A 25,239-nucleotide genomic window follows, 5' to 3' on the forward strand; every position below is an offset into this window, starting at 1 on the left:
ACAATAAAAAGCATCCTCACCATTGTAAAGGAGAGATGAAAAGATGTCTAAAAAAGTAATCCTACGTACAAAAAGAAGCCGCACAAACGGCTTCTTTTTTATTAGTTATCGTCCATTTTCAATACAGCCATGAATGCTTCTTGTGGCACTTCTACAGAACCAACAGACTTCATACGTTTTTTACCTTCTTTTTGTTTATCAAGAAGTTTACGTTTACGAGAAATGTCACCACCATAACATTTTGCAAGTACGTTTTTACGCATCGCTTTAATTGTAGAACGCGCTACAACTTTATTCCCAATTGTCGCTTGAATTGGTACTTCAAACTGTTGTCTTGGAATTAATTCTTTTAATTTTTCTACAATTACTTTACCACGATCATAAGCTGAATCGCGATGTACAATGAATGATAAAGCATCAACTTGTTCATTATTTAATAAAATATCCATCTTCACAAGTCTAGACGGTTTGTAACCGATTAACTCGTAATCAAATGACGCATACCCTTTCGTATTAGACTTCAATTGATCAAAGAAGTCGTATACGATTTCAGAAAGTGGGATCTCATATGTTAACGTAACACGTGTTTCATCTAAGTATTGCATATCAAGGAATGCACCACGTTTCCCTTGGCAAATTTCCATTACAGCCCCAACGTAATCATTCGGAACCATAATCGTTGCTTTTACAAACGGTTCCTCCACACGATCGATCGTTTGAGGATCTGGCATGTTAGATGGATTATCAACAATCAAATCTTCCCCATTCGTTAAATACACTTTGTAAATAACGCTTGGCGCCGTTGTAATTAAGTCAATCTTGAATTCGCGTTCAATACGTTCTTGAATAATTTCCATGTGAAGTAAACCTAAGAATCCACAGCGGAAACCGAATCCTAATGCTTGAGATGTTTCTGGCTCAAATTCAAGAGCAGAATCATTCAATTCAAGTTTTTCTAATGCATCACGTAAATCGTTATAACGTGCAGAATCGATTGGATATAAACCACAGAATACCATTGGGTTTAATTTACGATAACCTGGTAATGGTTCTGCTGCTGGACGTTTCGCATGTGTGATTGTATCACCAACGCGTGTGTCTCCTACATTTTTAATAGATGCCGCTAAGAATCCTACATCACCTACTGCTAACTCTTCACGCTGTGTTGTTTTCGGTGTGAATACACCTACTTCTGTTACCTCAAATTCTTTACCAGTTGCCATCATACGTACTTTATCGCCAACTTTCACTGTACCGCTCACAACACGGATATACGCAATTACACCGCGATATGGGTCATATAAAGAGTCAAAAATCATACATTGAAGCGGCCCTTCTGGGTCACCTTCTGGAGCTGGTACTTTTTCAACGATTTGTTCTAAAATATCTTCAATCCCAATGCCAGCCTTTGCGGAAGCAAGTACAGCTTCTGACGCATCTAAACCAATTACATCTTCTACCTCTTGACGAACGCGCTCTGGGTCAGCACTTGGCAAATCGATTTTATTAATAACCGGTAAAATTTCTAAATTATTATCAAGTGCTAAATATACGTTTGCTAACGTTTGCGCTTCAATGCCTTGCGCTGCATCAACAACAAGGATAGCACCTTCACAAGCCGCTAAACTACGAGATACTTCGTACGTAAAGTCGACATGTCCCGGTGTATCGATTAAGTGAAGAGTATATTCTTCACCGTTTTTTGCTGTATACATTAATTGTACTGCATTTAATTTAATTGTAATACCACGCTCACGCTCTAAATCCATAGAGTCAAGTAATTGAGCTTTCATTTCGCGCTGTGTTAACGCGTTTGTTTTCTCCAAAATACGGTCTGCTAACGTTGATTTTCCGTGATCAATGTGAGCAATGATGGAAAAGTTACGAATGTTAGACTGCCTCTTTGCTCTTTCTTCTTTATTCATCTATGTTCTCAACTCCTAATAGTCTCGCCAATATACACTAGCACTGATTATATCAATAGAGCAGCAAAGATTCAATGAAAACTCGTGCTGCTTATAAGACAAATCTTCCTCTCTTTATCTTATGCGAGCAGATCAAACGAGACAAACCTTTTTATAACAAAAAAAATGGCTGTCTTACAAAATGATAAGACAACCTCTTTTTATTCTCCCAATTGGCTAAAAATATCTTTTATTTTCCCAATTACTATATCTGTACTAAACTTAGCGATACTTCGAGCAAATTCTGCGATTCCCATTCCCAGTCCTTCTACAACATTAAAACTTCTGAGACTTTCTAACTGTTTTTGTTTTTCACTTGCTGAAAATGTATCTCCTAAAATTTCCAAATTAACATTTTCACTTCCAGTTCCCGTCATTCGTGCAACTTGTTCATATGTTGGCTGCCGATAGCCTTTCATGCTTTTTAAGCCATGATTAACGATTCCAATTCCGATTAGCATCACAAACAAAAACAGAATAACGCAGCACACACATTGAAGCGTAAATCTCCTCAACTACTTTCGCCTCTTCTCATCAATGCGTATATGCACCTGTATTATCTTGATCAATTTGATGATGAAGTGCAGCATTTAAACCGCTCGCTATTACATTTGCCATATCTTCAATAAATGCATCTACTTCTTTCGGCGTCACCATTAAATTATGACCAAGAGGAGCTAATACTTCGTAAATTAATTTTCGTTTTTCTTCATCTTCCAATGTGCCCACTGCCCCTAAAAACATATTACGGCTTTTTTCATCCGGCATATCTTCCTCTGTTAGTTTCTTCTTTTCTCCAAATGTAAAACCTGCTGGCAATAAAGATCGAGACGGCTTATCTCCTTCTCTCATTTCACGTCCAAAATGTTTTAGGATAAAATCAATTGTATCGCTCGTAATGGAAACAGCATCTACAACCGTCGGAACACCGATAGCAATCACAGGAATTCCTAGCGTTTCTTTACTTAGTTCTTTTCGTTTATTTCCTACACCAGATCCAGGATGAATTCCCGTATCTGAAATCTGTATCGTACTGTTTACTCGTTCAATAGACCTTGCAGCAAGCGCATCGATAGCGATAACAAAATCCGGCCTTGTTTTTTCAATGATACCGTAAATGACGTCACTTGTTTCAATCCCTGTAATCCCCATTACACCTGGACGAATTGCACTAACTGGGCGATACCCTTCCTCTACACTTTCAGGTTGTAATTTAAAAAGATGACGTGTCACAAGCACATTCTCTACAACAATCGGACCAAGTGCATCTGGTGTGACATTCCAATTCCCTAGTCCTACAATTAAACAGCTTGCTTCTTTGGTTATTCCAATTTCTCCTAGTAAGTACGAGAATTCTTTTGCAAAAATACGTTCCACTTTTTGCTGAAGTTCCGTATCTTGCTGACGGATCCCTTGCACTTCAAGCGTTAAATAATTCCCTGCTTTTTTACCCATCGATTCAGAAGCACTTTCATCGATTATCACTTTCGTAATCGTAATCCCTTCTTCTTCACGCTCTTTTACAACAACACCTTCGATTCCCGTTTGTTTTTGCTGACGTTCTTGTAACATTTGATGCGCTTCTACTRCAAGGTCTGTCCTAACGCTATATTTACTTAAATCTAATGGTTCTTTCATCGTATCTCCTCCGCATTTAATAGTAAATATCGTTAGATTTCCCAAAATTATATAAGGTCATTCTTTCCCTTACATGAAATTTCATTGATCTCGCTATTGCAATTCTCTTCTCCGTTTGATAAAATATCACTTGTTCTATGTAAGTATCGAGTCACTCGATCGCACCAGGGAGGTGAAAAGTATGGCAAACATTAAATCTGCTATCAAACGCGCTAAACTTAGCGAAGAGCGTCGTGCACATAACGCTTCTATCAAGTCTGACATGCGTTCAGCTGTTAAAACTGTAGAAGCTTTAGTTACTAATAACGATCTTGAAAATGCTAAAGAAGCTTTCAAAACTGCTTCTAAAAAACTTGACAAAGCAGCTCGTAAAGGTCTTATCCACCAAAACGCTGCAGCTCGTCAAAAATCTCGCTTAGCGAAACAAGTAAACGCGTAAGGCGTTTAAAAAACGATCCATTTGGATCGTTTTTTTATATACAAAAAAGTTCATGCAGCAAATGACATGAACTTTTTTATTTTATCCAGCTATAGCAACTAGAATCTCCGGCCATTTCACCCTCTCGATTGAAGCCAAAAACACTTCTCGGCGGGGGGCTCCAATAACCTGTGATTCTGAGCGAACTGCCTCCACTTTTATTTTATCCAATATGATTTAAACGCATTAAGAAAAACTCTAAGACAAGCTTCTTATCCATTTTCCCCGTTTTCATACTATAATCAGCTTCAGCTAACTCTAAAATAACTTTTTTCAATTCTTCAAACGAGAAAAATTTCGTTTGATTCATCGCCAACTTTACTCGGTACGGGTGAACACCAATATGCGAAGCAATTTGATTTTGGCCATATCCACGTTGCTGTAATTCCTTCACTTGATGCAGCAAACGAAATTGACTCACTAATAACGCCAATAATTTAATTGGTTCCTCTTGTTGCGTAAATAGTCCATCTAGAATTAGCATAGCCCCAGCGATATCTTTTTTCACTACCTTTTCTGTTAACGCAAACACATTTTGTTCAACCGATTTTGGTACCAGTTCCGCTACAAGCCCTGTTGTAATTTCTCCACCCATACCAACATAAAGGGTCAACTTGTCCATTTCCTTTGCTAACATCGTTACATTGCTTCCTACAAGCTCTAATAGCAAATTAACAGCTACTTCCTCAATATGCACATGCACTTCATCTGCACGGGCCACAATCCATTTACGAACGTCCTGTACTTGCATCGCATTGGCTTCTACTACATCTGCTGTTTTCTTTAATAATTTTGTGATTTTTTTCCGCTCATCTAGTTTTTCATAAGGTGCTACAAATACAACAATCGAAAATGGAGATGGCTCTGCAACATAATCCTCTAAAACCTTTATATTTTGTTCTAGTTTTTCTTTTTGTGATGTTAAAAACAATGGGGATTTAACGAGTAATATTTTACGTTCTCCAAAAAAAGGAAGCGTCCGTGCATCTTCTATTACATCTTCTAAATACGCTTCTTCTAAGTCATACGTTACAACATTAAACTCACGATCTTCTTCAGCTAGCGCTTCAGTTGTTATAAGCTTTATTGTTTCATTTATAAAATAAGCTTCCGTTCCATATATTAAATAAAGTGGTACAAACTGTTTTTTTTTAATCTTCTTATGTATATCACTCATGCTTTTTTCCTACTCCCTAATTTGGCAATATATCTCTATACTAATGCGGTATCTTTTGTTTTACAAGTACAAAGGAACAGGTTTAAACTAACCCGTCCCTTTATCTATATAAAACGCCACGCAATAAGTCCCGGGATTCTTATTGGTGTGCGGTAACCACTTTACTGTTATTATTCGCAACTGCCGGATAAGTATAATTGTTAACTGTTAACATGCATGGAAATCAAATTTCCATCTTCTTTTCACATAAGATTTATCGCCTACTTCTACACACATATTCTCTATCTCCTCCGCTACTTACGTGCAGTAAGACCCTCATCTCAAAATTCAGCGAAAACAAAAAAGTCAGGTATGGGATCAATGGCCCGTAAAAACTCGATTGGTGGGGGCTAATCATCAGTGGAAGAGAAAACCCACTGATTAAACTTCCACTTTATCTTCATATGGAAATTGTAGATTTTTTTCTGACAATATTTTATACTAAAATGGAATGTTGGGGAGGGATTCTAAATGAATGAATTTGAGCAAAACGTTCAAAGTAAACGCAATGACGCTATTGATTCAGGGGTAGGTTTTATCGTCTCATTTGGTTTTTTCGCAACACTTTTCATTATTGCAACAATCATTAAATTTATTGGTTCTTAAAGGCTGCTGCTTGCGGCCTTCTTTTTTTCCACTTCACCTTTTCTGTGCTTCATCATATGTTAGTTTACTTTGAAACGTTCCTCTTTCACCTTCAAAAACATAGGAAATAGCTCCTTGCTTGTCTGTTCGCCATATTTCAATGTCAAGTTCTAACAAACGCGCTAGCACTTGCTGATGTGGATGACCGTATCGATTATGCTCTCCAGCTGAAATAATTGCCTTTTGGGGCTGAATCAGCTGTAAAAAGGCATATGAGGACGAAGTCTTACTACCATGGTGCCCAGCCTTTAAAATATCCGCTCGTAACTCTGGGTACTGCTCTACAATTCGCCGCTCACCTTTCTCTTCTAGATCTCCAGTAAACAGCCATGTAACTCCACCTAACTTTGCCCATAACACAATAGACGAATCGTTATCCCCTTTCTCTCCTCCATCTGGTGATAGTACAGTAAATATCGCTTCATCTACTTGCCATCTGTCCCCTTCTCCTACAATGTTTATCCTTATATTTTTTTCCTTTGCAATTTGTTTCAATTCTTTTTCGAGCACAGCATCTTCTCGCTTCTTCCCAAATACGATTTCCCCTACAGTAATAGAGGATAACAATTCTTTAGCTGCCCCCATATGATCTGTATCTCCATGCGTCACAATCAACTTATCAATTTTCCGAATACCCTCTTTTTGCAAAAATGGAAGGAGAATATCGTATCCAACAGAAAATTCATGTTTTTTCTTTTGCCATGCTTCTTTTTTCACAGAAATCGTTCCTCCTGTATCAATGAGATAGACCCCCTTTTCATACGGAAGGCGAATCAAGATCGCATCTCCTTGTCCAACATCAATAAAAGTCACACTTCCGCTAGTACGGAAATAGGGCGAAACATACTGACAAATACACATAAACAGGAAAAACCCAACAGTCAGGAATAAAAACTTTTTTCTAACCACTCTTTCCCACACAATAAATATACTAACGATACTAAAACAATATAAAACTATAAGAAATAAAGGCGTTTGGCCAAAGGTAAAGCGAAGAAACGGGAGATTTTCACAGTACTGAAGGATATCATTAGAAATTGTTAAACATACTGATAACATTTGTGCGAGCCATTTCGCTACGAAAGGTACAAATAGTATACACGCAAAAATTACAATACTACACGGTAACACAACAAAAGATAGAAGCGGGACATATAGAAGGTTGAGGAAAATACTATATGGAGAAAAATAACCAAAATGATATAACAAAATAGGAGTACTAGCAAGTTGTGAAATAACAGAAAGATAGATTGTGTTTTGAATCAGACCATTATCATGCTGTAATAGTCGACTTGCTGACAGTAATAACGCAAAACTACCAACAAACGAAAATTGAAATCCAATATCAAAAGCCATATAAGGGTCATATAAAAGCATCAATATAGCCGTCATACTAAGCGCATCTAAGCTCGAAACACGGATAGAATGCATTAGTGCTAGCAACAACATAACACCCGTTACGGAAGCTCTCATGACAGATGGAGATGCCCCAGCCAAAAACATATAAATTGGAATACAAACAACGAGACATATTGTTGTCATTTCCCTGGTTATCCCAGCCCTAAGCAGAACAAAGTAGCCAATCGCCATTAACAGCACAATATGCGAGCCTGAAATTGCCAATAGATGGATAAGACCAAACTGTTGGTATTGTTCTTCTACCTCAAATGTCATCAGTTGCCGATCTCCAAACAACAACGCATTCATAAACGCTCCGGATTGCCCGGGAAACATTTCTGCGACTATCGACACCGCATTTTGACGTAATAAAAAGACCCACTGTGTAAACGTCAAAGATTTTTGGATGCAATTTGAAATCTCTTTTGCTTCAAATAAAAAGTGAATCTTTTGCTTATGTAAGTAGTCACGATAGTCGAACTCGTGAAAATTCCGTGCTTCTGACGGCACTTTCATTTCTCCTTGAAATGTACAACTCATACCAGCATGTAATTTCTGCAACTGTTCTTTTTGTTTAACTGATTGAATTTTGTACATCAATTGCAACGTATCTCTATCATTGACCTCCATTTGAAAAGAGAGTCGATCACCATTTATAAGGGGTGTAGTTTGAATCACACCTTCTGTTATTTCAAAGTCTAACCCTTTTGAATGCTGATTTTTCCATTCAACATATGAGGTATAGAGGAAGCTACCAGCACATGCCAGTATGCAAAAAAAGAGGATTCGACGTGAAGTACGATATATACAAAATAGAATATAACAACAAAATAAACCAATATACAACAATTTAAAGGAGGAACAGGCAATCGCAATCCCAATAACAAACGAGATTGCAATATAGCCACATTGTCCACGCAACTTATACTCACCCCTTATGGCGTATGTTCAAAAAATCCAGGAAAGATATCTTTCACATTTCTTCGTCTGCTTCGCCAATCCGGCACTCATGTAGTTCCATCTACACTCCGCACTCTCCTGACTTCCGCGCCTCGAAATGCCCGGCTCTCTTTATCCTCCTTTTTGAACACGCACTTACAGTATCTCTTTTGCTCTAGCGAATACTTGTTGTAATTCATTCATTGTTAAATCATCTTTTTCTAAAGATGAAAACAGTTCTTTTAATTGCAAATGACGTTCTTGTTGCTCTAACGATGTAATATCATATTCTAACGGAACATGTTTCACAGTGACATTTGCTTGTTCGAATAGTTCCACAGCATACGGGTGATTTTTATAGTCTTGTGCGTAATAAACAGCTGTAATACCACTTTGAATAATGGCTTTACAACATTGTAAACAAGGAAAGTGTGTAACATAAATCTCCGCACCTTCTGTTTTCGCACCAAATTTTGCACATTGCAACAGTGCATTCATTTCAGCATGAATTGTACGAACACAATGATTATCAATGATATAACACCCATCATCTATACAATGCACACCACCTGTGATTGAACCGTTATATCCACCCGCAATAATTCGCTTATCGCGGACAATTGTCGCTCCTACTGCAAGCCTTGTACACGTACTACGTAGTGATAATAAGTGACTTTGCGTCATAAAATATTGATCCCAAGAAATTCGTTCCATATCTTTTCACCTACTTTTTCATCTACTTGTAGTGTAGCGAAAAAAGAAAAAGTTCGTCAATCCTTTATGGAATAATTATTTTATCTTTTATTTTTTCAAGCGATTTCTCTCCAATGCCATCTACCTCCAATAAATCTTCCATTTTTTGAAACGGCCCGTGTTCTTCTCGATATTTCAAAATATTTTCTGCTTTCCGAGGCCCAATTCCCGTTATTTTTTCGAGTTGCTCTTTTGAAGCAACATTAATTTGAATTTTCTCCTCCTGCCGCCCTGAAGGTATATTAGCTCCTTGAACTTGCTCTCCTTTTTTCGGAACATAGAGTAACATTTGATCTTGCATAAGCTGCGCTAAGTTCACTTTTCCCATATCCGCTTCTGGTAAAAAACCACCCGCTTTTTCAATCCCGTCTTTCACGCGTGCACCCGCTCCTACCTCATATACACCTTCGCGATGCACAGCACCTTTTATATCAATCATAATTGTTTTTTTCCGTTCATTTGATTCTGCTACTTTCAATTTACCTTTTCTCTCTTCACTCTTCACATTTGTATCAAGTTTCACGGTCGGTTGCACAGCTTGTTGCTTCGTCTGCCACATAAACAGTATAAATACGACGGCAACAGTCCCTAATAAAGCGAGCCACCTCTTTTGAAAATTCTGCATAATTTTAATACCTCCAATTCATAAATTCACAACATGGTTCATATTGTTTAGGAGAAAGATGTTACGAAGGAGGGATGAAACATTGAACATAGGAATTATAGGGACAGGAAACATGGGGAATATACTAATCGATGCATTTTTAGAAACCCGTGCTGTCAAACCTTCGTGCCTTACTATTATTAATCGTACGCCTGCCAAAGCATATCATATAAAAGAGAAGTATCCTTCTGTTCATATAGCAAAGACAGTGCAAGAGGTAATTGAACGTTCAGAGCTTATTTTTATTTGCGTTAAACCTTTAGACATCTATCCAATTTTAAAAAAACACACTGCCCACTTTACTGATGAAAAATGTTTAATTTCTATTACAAGCCCCATATCAGCAGCTCAATTAGAACAGGTTGTATCTTGTCACGTTGCACGTATTATTCCGAGCATTACAAACCGCGCATTCTCTGGCGCCTCACTATTCACATTCGGGAAAAACTGTTCGAAAGAATGGGAACAAAAGTTACTTCGTTTGTTTAAAAATATTTCTACACCTATTGTGATTGGAGAAAATATTACACGAGTTTCATCTGACATTGCAAGCTGCGGACCTGCATTCTTCAGCTACTTACTACAATGTTTCATTGATGCTGCTGTGGATAAAACAAATATTACTCATGAAGAAGCAACTACTTTAGCAAGTGAAATGATTATCGGGATGGGGAAATTACTAGAAAAAGAAATTTTCACATTACCAACTCTACAAGAGAAAGTATGTGTAAAAGGCGGTGTTACAGGAGAAGGCATTCGTATTTTAGAGGATCACGTCGGAGATATGTTCCATAAATTATTCGAGCGGACACATGAAAAATACGATGAAGATTTAGAAGGCGTTGAACAACAATTTAATAAGCACACGTAAATAATACGCCACAATGATACAGAATCCTCTTAAAAATCCTTCTCTTTTTCTCATCCTATTTTTTATCAAACACTTATTTTTAGATTTTATAGGTATTACTTTTCTACTTTTCTATAAATAAAACATTGTATTCTAAACAAAACAAAAGCAACCTAATCGGTTGCTTTTGTTTTTATCCATTTTTTTTCGCCATAAAAAAGATACGTTCCGTTTGTTCAGTTACTTCCATTCGTTCAAAATCACCCGTTACACGAAGCACTGTAAATCCAGATTCTTCAAGCCATTTTGTTAACAATTCAACTGAATAGGCACGTTGCATATGACATTCATCAAAGCGGTGATATACACCTTCCTCTGGATCCTGTACAAAGAATGACAAGTCATGTTCTACACTATCTGATTCTTCGCCAGGGAAGCAGTTCCAAATGAGAGCTATCTCTTCCCCATTGACTGTGTACGTTTCATTTTGAAAGACATGATAAATTTTATATAAAGAGTGTACATCAAATAAGAACAGACCTTCTTGACGCAGATGGTGAAATACTCGTCTGAATGTTTCTTGTATCCCCTCTTCTTGCAATACATAATTTAATGAATCACAAAAGATTGTCACACAATCAAATTCACCAGGAACATCCAGTTCTCTCATATCCTGTTGATAAAAAGGAATAAAATACCCTTCTCCCCCTAGCTTTTGCTGGGCAACTGTTAGCATTTCTTCTGAAAGATCGACACCAATCATGTCATAACCTTTTCGCACAAGCGGAAGTGTTACATTCCCAGTCCCGCACGCTACATCAAGAATCTTCGCCTCTTTCATGCCTGCCTGCTGTAAGCTTTCCTCTGTGAATTCTACCCATTTATCATATGGGACATCATTCATGAGTTCATCATACAACAATGCAAATTGCTCATATCTCATTGGCTTAACTCTTCTGTAATATCTTCACGTGGCACATCGCCCCATAGACGCTCTAAATTATAATGATCACGCTCATCTTTATGGAATACATGCGCAACTACATCACCAAGGTCCACTAAAACCCAACGCGCTTCATCGAAGCCTTCCATACGTTGTACGTCGATTTGGAATTCATGTGCCTTCGCTTTAATTTCACGTGCAATTGCTTGTACTTGCTTATCAGAATTCCCATGACAAATAATAAAATAATCTGCAATTGGTGAAATTCCTTGCATGTTTAGTACAACCATATCTTCTGCTCTTTTATCATCAGCTGCTTTTGCTGCTAATACTAATAACTCTTTATCTTTCATTCAGTAATTTCCTCCTTCAGGACCGCATTGTATGTTTGAAATGTTAACGGATAGATCGTTTGATCCTTTTCCATTAAAAATTGAATCGTACGTTTTAATGCAAATAATAAAGCTTTATTTATATCTTCCTGTGCTAATTTCCGTGCTTCTTCCACACCTGGAAATTTGCGTCCAGGTTCAATATAATCTGCCACATAAATAACTTTATCAAGCATTGTCATCTCTTCATGACCGCTTGTGTGATATGTAATAGCTTGCAGAATTTCAGAGTCCGTAATGCCGACTTCTTTTTCTACTAAGTATGCCCCAACTGGTGCATGCCATAACTCTTTGTTGTAGTGAAGTAAATCTTTTGGCAACTCTTCCTGCTTAATAATGTCTTCCATCTCTTGAATCGATCTACATTTTGCATAATCATGAAATATAGCAGCCATTTCTGCTTTTTTCTCATCCACGCCATATAGCTTAGCAAGTTCAATTGCCGTTTCCATTACACCAATTGTATGTATATAACGTTTTTCATGCATTTGTTGTTTTACAATCTCAAGTGCTTTCTCACGATTCATACAACCCATTCCTCTCGATATATACCTGTACTTGTTCTGGAAGCAAATATTTGCACGTTTTCTTCTCTTTATATCTCTCACGTAACAAGGAAGACGAAACAGCAAATTCCGGAATTTCTACTGTGACGATTGCATAAGGTGTATTTAATGTATACCCCGGTCTTGCAACTCCAACAAAAGTTACAAGTTGAAGTAATTTCTCGATGTTATACCATTTTGGTAAATACTCCACCATATCTCCGCCAATAATAAAATGAAACTGCGCGTCCGGATGCTTCTTAGTTAATTGTAACATAGTGTCATATGTATAGGATGGACCTTCTCTTCTTAACTCTTCTAAACAAACCGAGAAATACTCCTCTTGCCCAATTGCTAACTCTAACATGTTCAATCGATTTTCTACACTTGTAATACTACGATCTTGTTTATGAGGTGGAATTTGATTCGGCAAAAACCATATTTCATCAAGCGCGAGTGCATCATATACCTCATTTGCAATCAGCAAATGTCCATAATGAGGCGGATCAAACGTGCCGCCAATGATTCCGATTTTTTTCAAATGAAACGCCCCCTTTAATTCACAAGCAGTAATCTTTCCGAAACAACATGCGGAGAGATTACTGCCTGTAAAAGCTCAATTGGTCTAAACCCTATTAGCAAGAACGAATCTCGAACATAGCAAGCATATGCTATGGAAACGACCTATACACATCCTGAGCACAGTAAACTTGCTATTATGGAAGTTTGATTTGTTTATTTTCTCTTGATTCTTTATATAAAACAATTGTGCTTCCAATTACTTGGACAATTTCAGCTCTCGCACCTTTAGCCAACTCTTCTGCAACTTCACGACGATCAAATTCACAGTTTTGTAGTACGCTCACTTTGAATAACTCACGAGCTTCTAACGCCTCTGCAATTTGTTTTACCATATTTTCATTTACGCCACCTTTTCCAACTTGAAAAATCGGTGTTAAGTGATGTGCTTTTGCACGTAAAAATCTTTTTTGTTTTCCTGTTAACATATAGTTAGCCTCCAAGCTTTCTCATTACTAATTGTTTCATTTTTTCGATATTCGGCATACGTCCTGTCCACATTTCAAATGCAAGTGCTCCTTGATAAACAAACATATCTATTCCATTCTGCACGATTGCTCCTTTAGCTTTTGCATCTTGCAGAAGCTTTGTCTCAAATGGATTATAAATAATATCCGAGACAATCGTCCCTTGTTTCAAAGATCGAATTTGCAACGGTGTATTTTGGATATGCGGATGCATTCCTATCGTTGTTGTATGAATGATAATATCATAATTCCCTTGTTCTTCAGTTGCTTGCTCTAATGAAAGAGCTTGCGATGTAATCTTTGCTTGGCATCCAGAGAGAAGATGATTTGCCTTTTCCACTGTTCGATTGGCAATATCAATTTCCTTTACACCTGCGTCTGCAAGCGAAAAATAGATAGCACGGCACGCTCCACCTGCACCGAGTAATAAAATACGCTTTTGATAAAGCGGCTCTTTACTAATCGATTGTAATGAACGAACATAACCAATTCCATCTGTATTATAACCAATTAGTTTTCCATCTCTATGAACTACCGTATTCACAGCACCAATTTGCTTTGCTAACGGATCAATTTCATCCAAGTATTTCATAATTGAAACTTTATGTGGAGTCGTGACATTAAATCCTGAAACTCCTAACGCCTTTAACCCTTTCACTGCTTCCCCTAATGTTTCTTCTTCTACAAGAAACGCATGATAATGAGCATCTATATTCAAGTGTTCAAATGCATCGTTATGCATGAGCGGTGACAATGAATGTCCAATTGGATTCCCGATTACACCATATAATTGTTTCATAAATCCCTCTCCATATTAAATTAAAGATTTACGTAATGAAACACTAACTCCTTTTGGTACATGAGCAACGATTTTTGCACCTGGCTCATTTACAGTCACCCATCCTAATCCAGAGAATACAACATCTGTTTTTGGCTCACGAATATTAAATTCATATTTCACAAGCCCAGGCATATTTTCTAGTTCTTCTGGAGTTGGTGGATTTAATAACTCCCCAGCATGTTTTTCATACAATTCATCTGCTTTTTCAAGTTTTGTACGATGAATTGGTAGACGATTTGATAAATGACAAGTGAACGCACGACGACCACCACTAATATAATCAAAACGTGCTAATCCCCCGAAGAATAATGTTTGTTCTTCGTTTAATTGGAATACCATTGGCTTAATTTCCTTCGTTGGTGTAATAAGCTTTAAGCTTTGCTTTCCAACGTAATGTGCCATTTGGTGGTGATTAATAATACCTGGTGTATCATATAAAGAAGATGTTTCATCTAACGGAATGTCAATTAAATCAAGTGTTGTTCCTGGAAAATGAGACGTTGTAATCACATTCTCAGTTTCTTCACTAAATTCTTTAATCATGCGATTAATAAATGTAGATTTCCCAACATTTGTACACCCTACAACGTATACATCCTTACCACCGCGGTACTGTTCAATCGCCTCAGCAAGCTCGCGAATACCTTGTCCTTTTGCTGCACTAATTAAAAAGACATCTTCTGGTTTTAGGCCCAGTTGCTTTGCACTATAACGCATCCAATGTTTTACTTTATCATGCTTTACTGACTTTGGAATTAAATCCGATTTGTTTCCAACAAGCAATACTTTGTTGTTCCCTACAAAACGATGTAAGCCTGGTAACCAACTACCATTGAAGTCAAAAATATCTACAATTTTGACAACAAGTGCATCTGATTGTCCAATTCCATTTAAAATACGCAAGAAATCATCATCTGTTAAAGACACATCTTGAATTTCATTATAGTTCTTTAAACGGAAACAACGTTGACAAATCACTTGTTCTTTTTCTAAAGATGAAGTTGGTGCATATCCAACTCCATTTTTATTTTCTGTTTGAATTTCTACACCGCAACCAATACATTTAATTGTTTCAGTCAAACTTTATTCCTCCCAGTTAATTAAACCTTTTTTCTTCATATTGCTCATAATTCTTCGTTCAATTTTTCGATTAAAGCGCGTTACTAGTCCATCTGTTTGTGCCACTGGCACGACTAAAATTGTATATAAACCAACGCGATTCCCGCCTAATACATCCGTTAACAATTGGTCCCCAATAACAACTACTTCATCCGCTTTTAAATTCATTTCTTGTATCGCACGTTTAAAAGCACGAACAAATGGTTTACGTGCACTATGGATAAAAGGAATGCCAAGTGGATCTGCAAAATCCTTTACACGTTGCTCATTATTATTTGAAACGACCGTTACTTGAATGCCTTGCTCTTTCATGTTTAAAAACCATTGCTCAAGCTTAGGCGTTGCATTCGGGCGATCCCATTCAATTAAAGTATTATCTAAATCAGTAATAATACCTTTGATCCCGCGCTTTTTTAAATCTTCCGGTTGAACATGATATACGTTTTTTACGTATTCATTAGGTAAAAATAATTTCAATTTCTTTCACCTCTTTGAGGAGTTTTCTTAAAATTTTTCGACAACATTTTTCGATAGCGAGCTTGTGGATAACATTGTACACATTTTCCACACTAATATTTCAGTTAATTCGAAATTTATCAACAATTCATACACACCTTATCCACGGTGATATGTGGATAACTAGTCGTTTGTGACTATCATAATTTTTTGATACAGTAGATGCAACAAAGAACCTATCCTTATTATCGGAGGTGACTCACCTTGAAAACGAAACATATGGAACAGTTATCTACTGAGTTACTCACTGAGTCTTATTATAAAGCAAAAGAACTAAAATTAAATCCTGACTTCATTTTACTTATAAAACAAGAAATCATCCGGCGATCATTAGAGGACAAGCTTGTCAAATCGTCTTGAGTACATATAGATTACTGCTTCGCCTGTAAAAAGAGCCATCCTCAAGATGGCTCTTTTATAAAATGAAACTTCCATCCGTGGGAACTTTTCACTCATCCCATAAGCCCATCTAACTTCTTGGTGCCCTCACAAGTTTGTGATAAAACTTTTACTGCCCGTTACCATTAGATAAGCGCGTTGCGATTTTTTCACCAACGCGAAGTTCTTGGCCACTCGTTAATGTTGAAACAACTTCAACCATTCCTTTTTCAAACAGTAAAACGACCGTTGAACCAAATGTAAAGTATGCCATCTCTTCACCTTTTTGAACAGTGTTTCTTTCATGAAGAAGCTCAATACTATTTACAAACATAGCTCCTACTTTTACAAGCGCCATATGTTGCCCTTCACTATCGACCTCTGTGACAGAACGATAATTCTTTGACAATGGCTCTTTTCCATATTTCATTCCTGCTGCGTTTACTGGATATGATTTTCTCCCAAGTACAAATCTCTCTGTCACAGCACCTGAGAGCGGGCTATGAATGCGATGATAATGACTTGGACTTAAATAAATAACCATATATGTACCGCCGGCATAGCGTCTTGCTCGCTCTTCATTACCTAGCATATCCACAAGCGAATACCGCTTGCCCTTAATATCAAATGTTTTCGTTTCTTCAATAGGGCCATGATCAGCAGATACCCCATCAACAGGACTAACAATACTTGATGCCTCTGCATCTATTTCTCGTTTTCCTTCTTTCAACTTACGTGTAAATAATTCATGCAGCGTCTGGTATTCCTTTAAATCCTTCTCCATCTCATCCTGATTCAATTGAAATGCTTTTGCATAAGACGAAATAATAATGGAACTTAAGCGAGACTGTGCAAATTTACGTAATATATAAGAAGTAAAACGCCCGTTTGTAAGTTCGATCATGAGTCGATATAATGTACGTCGCAAACCGCGAAACCTCCTAATAAGTCTTAATGTAACAATTAAGTTTAGCTTTCCCTTCTTTTCTTTCTATATCAGAAAGTGGTTTTTATATTCACTTATCATACATCGAGCCAGTCATATAAAAAGAAAAAGCAAGTACTATTTCATTCTTAAATTCGTTAGCACCTTCTAATATTACAGATAGAACCCGTCATTTTCAACAGTGAACGTATATTTCTTCTTAGAGTTTCTTGTTTTATTCCCTTTTCATCAAAAGAAAAAACGGCTGCACTTGAGCTGCAACCGTACCACACACCTTTACGCTTTTCCCTTCTTTTCCTTCTCCGCACGAACAAATTCATGAAACATTTTCATCAGTGCTCGCTTCTCAATCCGGGACACGTAACTTCTTGAAATGCCTAGCGCTTTCGCAATTTCTCGCTGCGTTTTTTCTTTATCAAGACCAAGTCCAAACCTTTTTACAATCACTTCTTTCTCTCGTTCATCTAAAATATCGATATATTCCTTAATTTTTTCTAATTCCATGCTAAGCTGAATCATATCAATTACATCTTCGGATTCGGATTTTAAAATGTCGATAAGTGATATTTCATTTCCTTCCTTGTCCTGTCCAATCGGGTCATGAAGTGAAACATCTTTTTTTGTTTTCTTCAGTACACGCAAATGCATTAAAATTTCATTTTCAATACAACGAGCTGCATATGTCGCCAGCTTCGTTCCTTTCCCCGCTGAATAACTCTCAATTGCCTTAATGAGCCCAATCGTTCCGATAGAAATTAAATCTTCCGAATCCTCACCTGTGTTTTCAAATTTCTTAACAATATGAGCCACAAGCCGTAAATTATGTTCAATTAAAAGATTTCTCGCATGAGCATCACCTTGCTCCATCAGCTCTAAGTACTTCTTTTCATCATCTGGTGACAATGGCTGTGGAAACGCATTGTTTTTAACATAAGAAACAAATACAAACACTTCGCGAATCATGTATCCAATTGCGGCGAATAGACTCAAACCCTTCACCTCCGCCAAAATAGTGGTCTTTACTATGTGTATGTGGGTGGTGGGGTGTTTGTGTCTGTACCTATTTAAGAATAGAAATGCATAAAAAAACAGCTAGATTTCTCTAGCTGTTTTACTTCGTTTCACGATGCAATGTTACTCGCTTTAATCGTGGACAATATTTTTTCAGTTCAATACGCTCCGGATTATTTCGCTTATTCTTCTTCGTAATATAATTACGATCACCGCATTCTGTACAAGCTAATGTAATGTTTACACGCATATGTAGACCTCCTTTTCTCCAAAGATCCCACCTAAAACGTAATGATTACGATTTATATAATAAATGCTATTATTCTTTTTGTCAATTCATCCTTTTAACAATCATTCTAAAAAGACAAAAAACTGAAACAATTAGTTCATACGAAATTCACATCAATCCATTACTATTAGAATTGTACATAATCAATTTACTAACAATCCAATTTATTGATATATGAAAGCTAATTAGAAAGGAGTTAAAAACAAATGAAAGCAAAATACCGTTTTATAATCTCATCATTTGCAGCATGCGCTTATATGATTTGGTATTTAGTATAATAGGCAACCTTATTTGCAAATATGAAAAGGTGTGTATATAAATGAAATATAATCAATCAACTGTTAACTATTGGAAAGCATTTGTATTACCTTATACATTCGCTTTAGAAGAGTTAAAAACAAAATTCGAAATTATGAACCGGGAAGCTCAATTCTTAGAGGACTACAACCCGTTTGAACATATAAAAACAAGATTGAAACAGCCTGAAAGTATCGTAAAAAAACTCGAACGCAAAAATTTAGCACCAACGATTGCAAATGCGCAAACACATTTGCAAGATATTATCGGCATTCGGATTACATGTTGCTTTGTGGAAGATATTTATCACTTAAAACAAGTCATTGAAAATCGTGAAGACATGGAAATTGTAGAAGTAAAAGATTACATTGCTAATCCAAAGCAAAACGGCTACAAAAGTTTGCATATGATTATTAAGTATCCACTAGCGCTAAATTCTGGTACAAAAGAAGTTTTTGCAGAAATTCAATTACGTACACTCGCTATGGACTTCTGGGCAAGTTTAGAGCATAAACTCTACTATAAATATGAGGGGAATATCCCCGATTATTTAAAAGATGAACTCCACGATGCTGCCATGAAAGCTGAAGAGCTTGATAATAAAATGGCAACCATCCGCCAAGATATTGATGATATTGAAGCATGTTCAAATCAAATTTTACTACCATTATAAAAAGGTTCTCCTAATAAGAGAACCTTTTTATTTCTTTTCTACCGTCCGGACTTCTTCAATTTTCCAATGCTCATCTTCTTTTCCTAGCGCATACCGGATCTTTTTCTGAAGAGAGCTTCCACCATCTATTTCTTTTTCTTCTGTTTCAACAATGACAAAATCGCCTTTTGAACTTTTCACTTGAACACGATTCAACTCAATTCTCTTATTTTCTCTTTGAAATGCAGCTTTCTTTTGTGTCCGTAAGTCTTCGGCGCCAACAATTTTGCTCGAAAACAAAGCCATATGTTGATCGAAATTTTTTTCGTTTGTCGTCTGTACAAACGTCTCTATTACATTCCGAATTTCTTTCTCTTCTTCTGGTGTTACATGTACCTTCGTTTCTTGTTTTACCGTTACCTCTTTCTTTTCTATATCTTTTTGCTTCGTTTCTTGCTGAAATTGACAACCCATTAATAATAACCCAGCTATAGCAGAAGCCCCTATTTTCTTAACAAAATTTTGCATCCTTTATTCCTCCAAAAAAGAAAAAACGAGGCGAAATGCCTCGCTTTCCTTCACAATTAACGTCTACCTTTATTAGGGTCACCGCCACCAACAATATCGAAGACGCGTTTTGCTAAATTTGTATTTTCTTGAACGCCAGAGAATAGATATTTACCTGGTCCAAATGCATATACGTTCACATCTTCACCAGTATGTCCACCTGTTGTCCAGCCTGTAAATGAACGTTTATTGAAGATTTCTTCAATCGCATTATCAATTTTCGTTACGTCTTTTGATGGAGCAATGTCATTCACGGATTTAATTTCTTCTGGTGTTAATTGTAAATCAATGTATTTTTTCAACGTTTCTTCTACATTTGCACCTTTTACAATTTCATTTGCCATAAAGTCTGGTGTACGTTTCGCAGCTTTAATTGCATTTGCATTAAAGTTATATTCACCGTTTACACCAAGAGAGAATCCACCAGTAGAATGGTCAGCTGTTGCAATCACTAATGTATGTTTATCTTTTTTCGCAAATTCAATTGCTGCTTTAAATGCTTTCTCAAAGTCTTCCATTTCACTCATCGCACCAACTACATCATTATCATGGCCAGCCCAGTCAATTTGACTACCTTCTACCATTAAGAAGAAACCTTTATCGTTTTTATTTAAACGATTGATTGCTGCATTTGTCATTTCTTCTAACGAAGGTGTTTTTTCATTACGATCGATCATTTTATCTAAGCCACCTGGTGCAAATAAACCAAGAATTTGATCACTTTTATCATTTAATAATTGTTCACGATCTGTTACATAGCTATAACCAGACTTCTTAAATTCTTCTGTAAGATTTCGATCTTTTCTTACAAAGTTATTCACGCCACCACCAAGAAGAACATCTACTTTATGTTTCCCATTAATTTTCTCATCAAAGTAATCATTTGCAATTGCATCCATATTTTTACGGCTTATATCATGCGCTCCAAAAGCAGCTGGTGTTGCATGTGTAATTTCAGAAGTTGCAACTAAACCTGTTGATTTTCCTTGCTCTTTTGCTTGTTCAAGTACTGTTTTCACTTCTGCCTGATCATTATCAACCGCGATTGCTGCATTGTATGTTTTCACACCTGCTGACATCGCTGTTGCCGCTGATGCAGAATCCGTAATATTTTGATGCTCATCTTCTGGATATGTCTTTTGTGTTCCTACAAGATGATTATCAAATTCTGTCGATTCCATTTCAAACGTCTTTGGATTGTCTTTCATATAACGATGAGCAGTCATATACGAAGGTCCCATGCCATCCCCAATTAAAACAATTACATTCTTAATTTTTGGATCACTTGCTTTTCCATCCGCTTTAATTACATCTGAACGTGTTACGCCCCACGTTACTACGGAAGTAAGTGCTAACGATGTGACAACTGCAAATGGCCATGCTTTCTTCATAAACTTTTTCACTTTTTTTGTCCCCCTAATACGTTATTAAGTTCCCAATACCCAATTTAAAGGAAGACTATTAAGGAAAAGTTAGTTATATGTAAATATTTTGTTAAGTAATGTAAATTTTAGTTATAATTTGTATATCTTTGTCTTATATCATTAAGCTTTATCACCTTTACAAAATGAAAAGAAACTAGTGTGGATTTTTCAAAATTAAAAATTACTGCTTTACATTCTCTCTGTTTATGACTATGTATTTATTTTTTTCATGGTAAAATATTTCTACTAGATTAGAAATGTGGTGATTCAATATGCAAATACAAAAACTAAATAATTCTAGTATTTCACAGCTCATTTCTCTTTGCGAAGCTGTTGGATGGTTACAGCCTCAATTATTTATGCGAAAGCAATTTGAAATGTACCTGTCAATCGGAAGTCTATTTGGCTATACACAGAACGAAAAACTGATTGCTACTGGTGGGGTATTCCCTTCCGAATCTGGATTTTCTTCTATCGGTATGTTAATGGTTCACCCCAACTTTCAAAAACAAGGACTTGGCCATTCTCTACTCGATTTTTGTGTGCACCAAGCGCCTACTTCTCTCCCTGTTATACTCACCGCAACAGATGCTGGTGTGCTCTTGTACCAAAAATACGGCTTTACGACAATTACAACAATCCATCGCTTTGAAAAATTTGTTACAAATACATCTACGAATCTCTCTCATTTCAAGCAAATTATACAAGATGATCTTAGTTCTCTCATTAAGCTTGATAAAACCGCAACAGGTACGCATCGTCCAAACCATTATTCGATATTACTAGCTAGAGCAGCACTCACATTTAAAATTGAAAGAAACCATAGGATAGAGTCTTTTGCATTATGTATCCAAAAAGGGGATGTACTGTGCATTACCCCTCTTATCGCAAAAAATGAGGGAGATGCAATCCAATTATTACAATCCATTTGCAAAGGTTGGAATGGAACTGTACGTATAGATGTTCCACACTCACAATGTACATTTCGAGCACACTTGGAATCGAAAGGATTTCAAGAAACACTTCTTTCACCCCTTATGATAAAAAATGGAAGTCACCTATCTGGAAATCGTGACCATTTATTTGCTATGATGGATGCAGCGTTATGTTAGAAAGGGGTCAAATGCTTGAAACGAATGAAATCTTATATAGTAAGCTGTTTTACTCTTACATTATTAGTGGGTTGTAATGCGGCAGAAAAACCAGTAGAAACAGTAAAACAAGTAAAAAATACAATTGAAACAAAGTTAACAACAGATGAAAAAATGGTCGAAATAGATGGACAAACTATTTACTTTAAACAAATTGGAAAAAAGAAACCACCATTACTTATGCTTCATGGATTTGGTGGATCATCCAACGGATTTAGCGATATTTATGCAGACTTAGCAAAAGATCATACGATTATCTCCGTTGATGTTTTAGGATTTGGCCATTCTTCCAAGCCGATGGATTTTCCATATTCTTTCCCTAACCATGCCAATCTTTATTATAAGTTAATGAAAAAATTAGGACATGATACATTTGCAGTGCTTGGTCACTCTATGGGTGGAGAAATTTCTCTTAATTTAGCATACTTATATCCAAGTGCAGTTACCCATCTCATTTTAACAGATGCTACAGGGGCTGTATCATTAACAAATAGAAATGCTTCACCTAAGCCACAGTTATCGAATGATTTACATACTGTTTCTTCTATTACAGATTATGATGAAAGCAAAGTGAAATTTAAACGCGATGATACAGAACATTATAACCAAATGAAAATGTGGCCTAGACGTCTTAAGATTAATGCTAGTGAAATCAAGCTTCCGACTTTAATTATTTGGGGCAGAAATGATAGTAGTGTATCATGGAAAGAAGGCGAATCTTATCATCAGTTTTTAAAAAACAGCGCCTTTCATATTATTGAAAAAGGTTATCATGCCCCATTCCGCCAAGAACCGAAAGAATTTATGGACTATGTAAAAGAATTCTTTGAAAAGAATCCAACCGAAACGACAAAGTAATAAAAACGGGTATCTCACCTTTGAGATACCCGTTTCATATATTAAGCAGCTTGCCTCTGTCTTTTTTGCGTTTTTGAACCTAGTAATTTAGGTACAAACCAACCATCAATTCCAAGTTTTCCAGCATTCATGCCAGCAACTAAAACAAACATAGATAAAATAACCATTTGTGGATTCACACCTAGAGACCCACTAAACATATAGGAAAAGTTCATTACAAGACCAAAAAAGACAGCTGTTTTCGTTAAACAACCTACAATTAAACCTATTCCAACTAGAATTTCTCCCCATGTTACAAGCGTGTTAAATAGATCAACATTCGGAATTGCAAAGTCTTGTAAGAATGATGCCCACCAAGATTGAACAGCTGGTTGTGCTCCTTTTGACTTTTCAATAGCCCCCTGCAAATAACCTGTCGCATCAAATCCCTTTCCTTGTAACTTTCCGATTCCAGCCATCAACCATGTGTACCCCAGATAAACACGGATAATCGCTAACACAAAAGAAACTGCTTTGTTTTCTCTTAAAAATTGAATAACCATATCTTCCTCCTAAAGATGTAATTAAGTTAGTTACAGGTAATATCTTAACATTAGTTACTTACTTTTCAAATGTTAATTATGAATAAATTGTGACAATTACATAGAATGTTAAAAACTAACATTTATATAGTTGCTTTTATTTCCTTGCAAAAAACTTGAAAATATCATACCATAATTGATAATGTTTTTCATTATTTTTTGTAAAAAAATTATGTGATAAATGTGAAACGTACTTATCCTATATTCGGATGAATACGTTTTATTCTTTATATAATTCAAATGTAAGAGTCTCGTTATCTAATGATTTTGCAACTTGAAATGCACCATCTATTGTTTTTTGATGGTTGATAATCCCGTAAAATAAGCGGATTGTAAACATAAATGCTGCAGTTCCATCCACATAATCTGTTGAACCTATATAGGTTTGTACACCACTATTTAAAAATGCTTTCACAAGTTTTGGATTTCCTAAAGTACACGAGCTATTAATAATATATATTATGCAATTTTGCATATTGTTTAATTTCATCTACACCAGAATTCTCTCTCGGCTCATCTTCTTCATACACAGCTTCTCCTAATTCTCCCATTACAAATCCACCTTCTTCACCATGAAAACAAAAAACAATATAATCTATATCTTCATACAAACTTTTTCCTGAAAGAACATCCATCAAATCACGTGGCCGATCAATCCAATATGTCACGACTTTTGCTCCAAAATACTCAAGAGTCGCTCGAAGCGATTGTGCTTCTAAATCTGAATTGTCACCAACTACTAACCCAATATTCAAATGAAAACCTTCATTCATAAGTTCATTATATATATACCTGTCTCTTCTAAAAAGTCCTCTCTAGTTAACTCCTGCTTTTGTAAATACTGTCTATATGCGGTAATCGTTCCATCATGTGACACAATACAAATTCTTTCTGTCTTTAATGTAYAACACCAGTTGATAAATTCATCTGCTCTAGCCCCAAATTCCTTCTCGGAAATCGTATTTATCCCCTCGTCCCATAACACACTGTTTACGCTTTCACTTTATAATTCTTATATATTTAGGGAGGGATTCACAAATGTTTGAAAGCTGAAAAATCTATACAGAGTTATACATTTTTTAATCCGAATACCAATTCATGATTCTCCTCTCAAATGGTTATAGTAACAGAGATAAAA

28 protein-coding genes and 2 pseudogenes are annotated in these 25,239 nt (G+C 36.3%); 7 read left to right on the plus strand and 23 right to left on the minus strand.

All coding sequences use genetic code 11. From position 1 onward, the window contains the following. Positions 1-101 precede the first annotated feature (101 nt). The 3 genes from lepA to gpr all read right to left on the minus strand — a co-directional run bounded on the left by lepA (position 102) and on the right by gpr (position 3,602). Positions 102-1,925 carry an elongation factor 4 gene (gene lepA, locus AC1DIT_RS10085; protein ID WP_016116380.1) on the minus strand — a complete coding sequence of 608 codons (1,824 nt, stop codon included), beginning with the start codon at positions 1,923-1,925 and terminating at the stop codon, positions 102-104. Between the two features lie 200 nt (positions 1,926-2,125). Continuing rightward, positions 2,126-2,479 (minus strand): DUF3679 domain-containing protein, encoded by a 354-nt coding sequence (locus AC1DIT_RS10090; RefSeq protein WP_016116381.1) that lies wholly within the window; start codon positions 2,477-2,479, stop codon positions 2,126-2,128. A 19-nt stretch (positions 2,480-2,498) separates the two neighbouring features. Next, a complete protein-coding gene (gene gpr / locus AC1DIT_RS10095) occupies positions 2,499-3,602 on the minus strand; it encodes a GPR endopeptidase (RefSeq protein ID WP_476998172.1) in 1,104 nt (367 codons plus the stop codon). A 181-nt stretch (positions 3,603-3,783) separates the two neighbouring features. On the opposite strand from gpr, the gene rpsT reads away from it, so the two are divergent. Continuing rightward, positions 3,784-4,041: a 30S ribosomal protein S20 gene (rpsT, locus tag AC1DIT_RS10100; protein ID WP_001274011.1), complete on the plus strand. Its 258-nt coding sequence runs from the start codon at positions 3,784-3,786 to the stop codon at positions 4,039-4,041. A 202-nt stretch (positions 4,042-4,243) separates the two neighbouring features. Here the strand turns inward: rpsT and holA are convergent, their stop codons facing one another. Further along, positions 4,244-5,257 carry a DNA polymerase III subunit delta gene (holA, locus tag AC1DIT_RS10105; RefSeq protein ID WP_016116383.1) on the minus strand — a complete coding sequence of 338 codons (1,014 nt, stop codon included), beginning with the start codon at positions 5,255-5,257 and terminating at the stop codon, positions 4,244-4,246. A 510-nt stretch (positions 5,258-5,767) separates the two neighbouring features. On the opposite strand from holA, the gene AC1DIT_RS10110 reads away from it, so the two are divergent. Beyond that, positions 5,768-5,902 (plus strand): YqzM family protein, encoded by a 135-nt coding sequence (locus AC1DIT_RS10110; protein ID WP_001001652.1) that lies wholly within the window; start codon positions 5,768-5,770, stop codon positions 5,900-5,902. 33 nt (positions 5,903-5,935) lie between these two features. Here AC1DIT_RS10110 and AC1DIT_RS10115 read toward each other — a convergent pair whose 3' ends face one another. From AC1DIT_RS10115 to AC1DIT_RS10125, 3 genes are all read right to left on the minus strand, one after another. After that, a complete protein-coding gene (locus AC1DIT_RS10115; RefSeq protein ID WP_016116384.1) occupies positions 5,936-8,260 on the minus strand; it encodes a DNA internalization-related competence protein ComEC/Rec2 in 2,325 nt (774 codons plus the stop codon). A 174-nt stretch (positions 8,261-8,434) separates the two neighbouring features. Next, positions 8,435-8,992, minus strand: coding sequence for a ComE operon protein 2 (locus AC1DIT_RS10120; RefSeq protein WP_016116385.1), 558 nt, complete (start codon positions 8,990-8,992; stop codon positions 8,435-8,437). A gap of 64 nt (positions 8,993-9,056) precedes the next feature. After that, the gene (locus tag AC1DIT_RS10125; protein ID WP_016116386.1) at positions 9,057-9,656 is read right to left on the minus strand and encodes a helix-hairpin-helix domain-containing protein; all 600 of its coding nucleotides are present in this window, start codon (positions 9,654-9,656) and stop codon (positions 9,057-9,059) included. A gap of 82 nt (positions 9,657-9,738) precedes the next feature. On the opposite strand from AC1DIT_RS10125, the gene comER reads away from it, so the two are divergent. After that, positions 9,739-10,566 carry a late competence protein ComER gene (gene comER / locus AC1DIT_RS10130; RefSeq protein WP_016116387.1) on the plus strand — a complete coding sequence of 276 codons (828 nt, stop codon included), beginning with the start codon at positions 9,739-9,741 and terminating at the stop codon, positions 10,564-10,566. Between the two features lie 172 nt (positions 10,567-10,738). Here the strand turns inward: comER and AC1DIT_RS10135 are convergent, their stop codons facing one another. The 8 genes from AC1DIT_RS10135 to AC1DIT_RS10170 all read right to left on the minus strand — a co-directional run bounded on the left by AC1DIT_RS10135 (position 10,739) and on the right by AC1DIT_RS10170 (position 15,908). Then, positions 10,739-11,488 (minus strand): class I SAM-dependent DNA methyltransferase, encoded by a 750-nt coding sequence (locus tag AC1DIT_RS10135; RefSeq protein ID WP_016132052.1) that lies wholly within the window; start codon positions 11,486-11,488, stop codon positions 10,739-10,741. Next, positions 11,485-11,841: a ribosome silencing factor gene (gene rsfS, locus AC1DIT_RS10140; RefSeq protein WP_016116389.1), complete on the minus strand. Its 357-nt coding sequence runs from the start codon at positions 11,839-11,841 to the stop codon at positions 11,485-11,487. Before rsfS ends, AC1DIT_RS10135 begins: the two co-directional genes overlap by 4 nt. Beyond that, positions 11,838-12,407, minus strand: a complete 570-nt coding sequence (yqeK, locus tag AC1DIT_RS10145) for a bis(5'-nucleosyl)-tetraphosphatase (symmetrical) YqeK (RefSeq protein WP_016116390.1) — start codon at positions 12,405-12,407, stop codon at positions 11,838-11,840. The genes rsfS and yqeK overlap by 4 nt, the downstream gene beginning before the upstream one ends. Continuing rightward, a complete protein-coding gene (locus AC1DIT_RS10150) occupies positions 12,397-12,966 on the minus strand; it encodes a nicotinate-nucleotide adenylyltransferase (protein ID WP_016116391.1) in 570 nt (189 codons plus the stop codon). Before AC1DIT_RS10150 ends, yqeK begins: the two co-directional genes overlap by 11 nt. A 175-nt stretch (positions 12,967-13,141) precedes the next feature. Further along, entirely contained in the window at positions 13,142-13,432 is a 291-nt protein-coding gene (gene yhbY / locus AC1DIT_RS10155) for a ribosome assembly RNA-binding protein YhbY (RefSeq protein WP_003200592.1), read from the minus strand. A gap of 4 nt (positions 13,433-13,436) precedes the next feature. Further along, on the minus strand, positions 13,437-14,270 hold the full coding sequence (gene aroE / locus AC1DIT_RS10160) for a shikimate dehydrogenase (protein ID WP_016116392.1): 834 nt from the start codon (positions 14,268-14,270) through the stop codon (positions 13,437-13,439). A gap of 15 nt (positions 14,271-14,285) precedes the next feature. After that, complete coding sequence (yqeH, locus tag AC1DIT_RS10165) at positions 14,286-15,392, minus strand: ribosome biogenesis GTPase YqeH (RefSeq protein WP_003200588.1); 1,107 nt, start codon at positions 15,390-15,392, stop codon at positions 14,286-14,288. Between the two features lie 3 nt (positions 15,393-15,395). Continuing rightward, positions 15,396-15,908, minus strand: a complete 513-nt coding sequence (locus AC1DIT_RS10170) for a YqeG family HAD IIIA-type phosphatase (protein WP_016116393.1) — start codon at positions 15,906-15,908, stop codon at positions 15,396-15,398. A gap of 243 nt (positions 15,909-16,151) precedes the next feature. On the opposite strand from AC1DIT_RS10170, the gene sda reads away from it, so the two are divergent. Further along, the gene (gene sda, locus AC1DIT_RS10175) at positions 16,152-16,307 is read left to right on the plus strand and encodes a sporulation histidine kinase inhibitor Sda (protein WP_000850094.1); all 156 of its coding nucleotides are present in this window, start codon (positions 16,152-16,154) and stop codon (positions 16,305-16,307) included. A gap of 148 nt (positions 16,308-16,455) precedes the next feature. Here the strand turns inward: sda and AC1DIT_RS10180 are convergent, their stop codons facing one another. From AC1DIT_RS10180 to rpmG, 3 genes are all read right to left on the minus strand, one after another. Further along, on the minus strand, positions 16,456-17,253 hold the full coding sequence (locus tag AC1DIT_RS10180) for a phosphatidylserine decarboxylase (protein ID WP_016116394.1): 798 nt from the start codon (positions 17,251-17,253) through the stop codon (positions 16,456-16,458). A gap of 294 nt (positions 17,254-17,547) precedes the next feature. Then, positions 17,548-18,261: an RNA polymerase sporulation sigma factor SigK gene (gene sigK, locus AC1DIT_RS10185; protein ID WP_016116395.1), complete on the minus strand. Its 714-nt coding sequence runs from the start codon at positions 18,259-18,261 to the stop codon at positions 17,548-17,550. A 121-nt stretch (positions 18,262-18,382) separates the two neighbouring features. Next, a complete protein-coding gene (gene rpmG / locus AC1DIT_RS10190) occupies positions 18,383-18,532 on the minus strand; it encodes a 50S ribosomal protein L33 (RefSeq protein WP_001265619.1) in 150 nt (49 codons plus the stop codon). A 358-nt stretch (positions 18,533-18,890) separates the two neighbouring features. Here rpmG and AC1DIT_RS10195 point away from each other — a divergent pair, with 358 nt between their 5' ends. Further along, a complete protein-coding gene (locus AC1DIT_RS10195) occupies positions 18,891-19,541 on the plus strand; it encodes a GTP pyrophosphokinase (RefSeq protein WP_016116396.1) in 651 nt (216 codons plus the stop codon). Positions 19,542-19,568: 27 nt separating this feature from the next. Here the strand turns inward: AC1DIT_RS10195 and AC1DIT_RS10200 are convergent, their stop codons facing one another. Together AC1DIT_RS10200 and AC1DIT_RS10205 are read right to left on the minus strand one after the other, a co-directional pair. Next, complete coding sequence (locus tag AC1DIT_RS10200; protein ID WP_016116399.1) at positions 19,569-20,048, minus strand: Cif family virulence factor; 480 nt, start codon at positions 20,046-20,048, stop codon at positions 19,569-19,571. A gap of 56 nt (positions 20,049-20,104) precedes the next feature. Next, positions 20,105-21,490 carry an alkaline phosphatase gene (locus tag AC1DIT_RS10205; RefSeq protein WP_016132053.1) on the minus strand — a complete coding sequence of 462 codons (1,386 nt, stop codon included), beginning with the start codon at positions 21,488-21,490 and terminating at the stop codon, positions 20,105-20,107. Positions 21,491-21,783: 293 nt separating this feature from the next. On the opposite strand from AC1DIT_RS10205, the gene AC1DIT_RS10210 reads away from it, so the two are divergent. After that, positions 21,784-22,623 (plus strand): GNAT family N-acetyltransferase, encoded by an 840-nt coding sequence (locus tag AC1DIT_RS10210; protein ID WP_016132054.1) that lies wholly within the window; start codon positions 21,784-21,786, stop codon positions 22,621-22,623. A 24-nt stretch (positions 22,624-22,647) separates the two neighbouring features. After that, positions 22,648-23,520 carry an alpha/beta fold hydrolase gene (locus AC1DIT_RS10215; protein ID WP_375337730.1) on the plus strand — a complete coding sequence of 291 codons (873 nt, stop codon included), beginning with the start codon at positions 22,648-22,650 and terminating at the stop codon, positions 23,518-23,520. Between the two features lie 41 nt (positions 23,521-23,561). Here AC1DIT_RS10215 and AC1DIT_RS10220 read toward each other — a convergent pair whose 3' ends face one another. The 3 genes and pseudogenes from AC1DIT_RS10220 to AC1DIT_RS10230 all read right to left on the minus strand — a co-directional run. Then, the gene (locus AC1DIT_RS10220) at positions 23,562-24,062 is read right to left on the minus strand and encodes a DoxX family protein (RefSeq protein ID WP_016132056.1); all 501 of its coding nucleotides are present in this window, start codon (positions 24,060-24,062) and stop codon (positions 23,562-23,564) included. Between the two features lie 259 nt (positions 24,063-24,321). Beyond that, positions 24,322-24,874, minus strand: a pseudogene (locus tag AC1DIT_RS10225) (delta-aminolevulinic acid dehydratase). After that, positions 24,871-25,101: pseudogene (locus tag AC1DIT_RS10230) on the minus strand (histidine phosphatase family protein); the annotation flags it as partial. The pseudogenes AC1DIT_RS10225 and AC1DIT_RS10230, both read right to left, overlap by 4 nt. Positions 25,102-25,239: the final 138 nt, after the last annotated feature.

The organism is Bacillus sp. 05T22 (genome assembly GCF_056396765.1).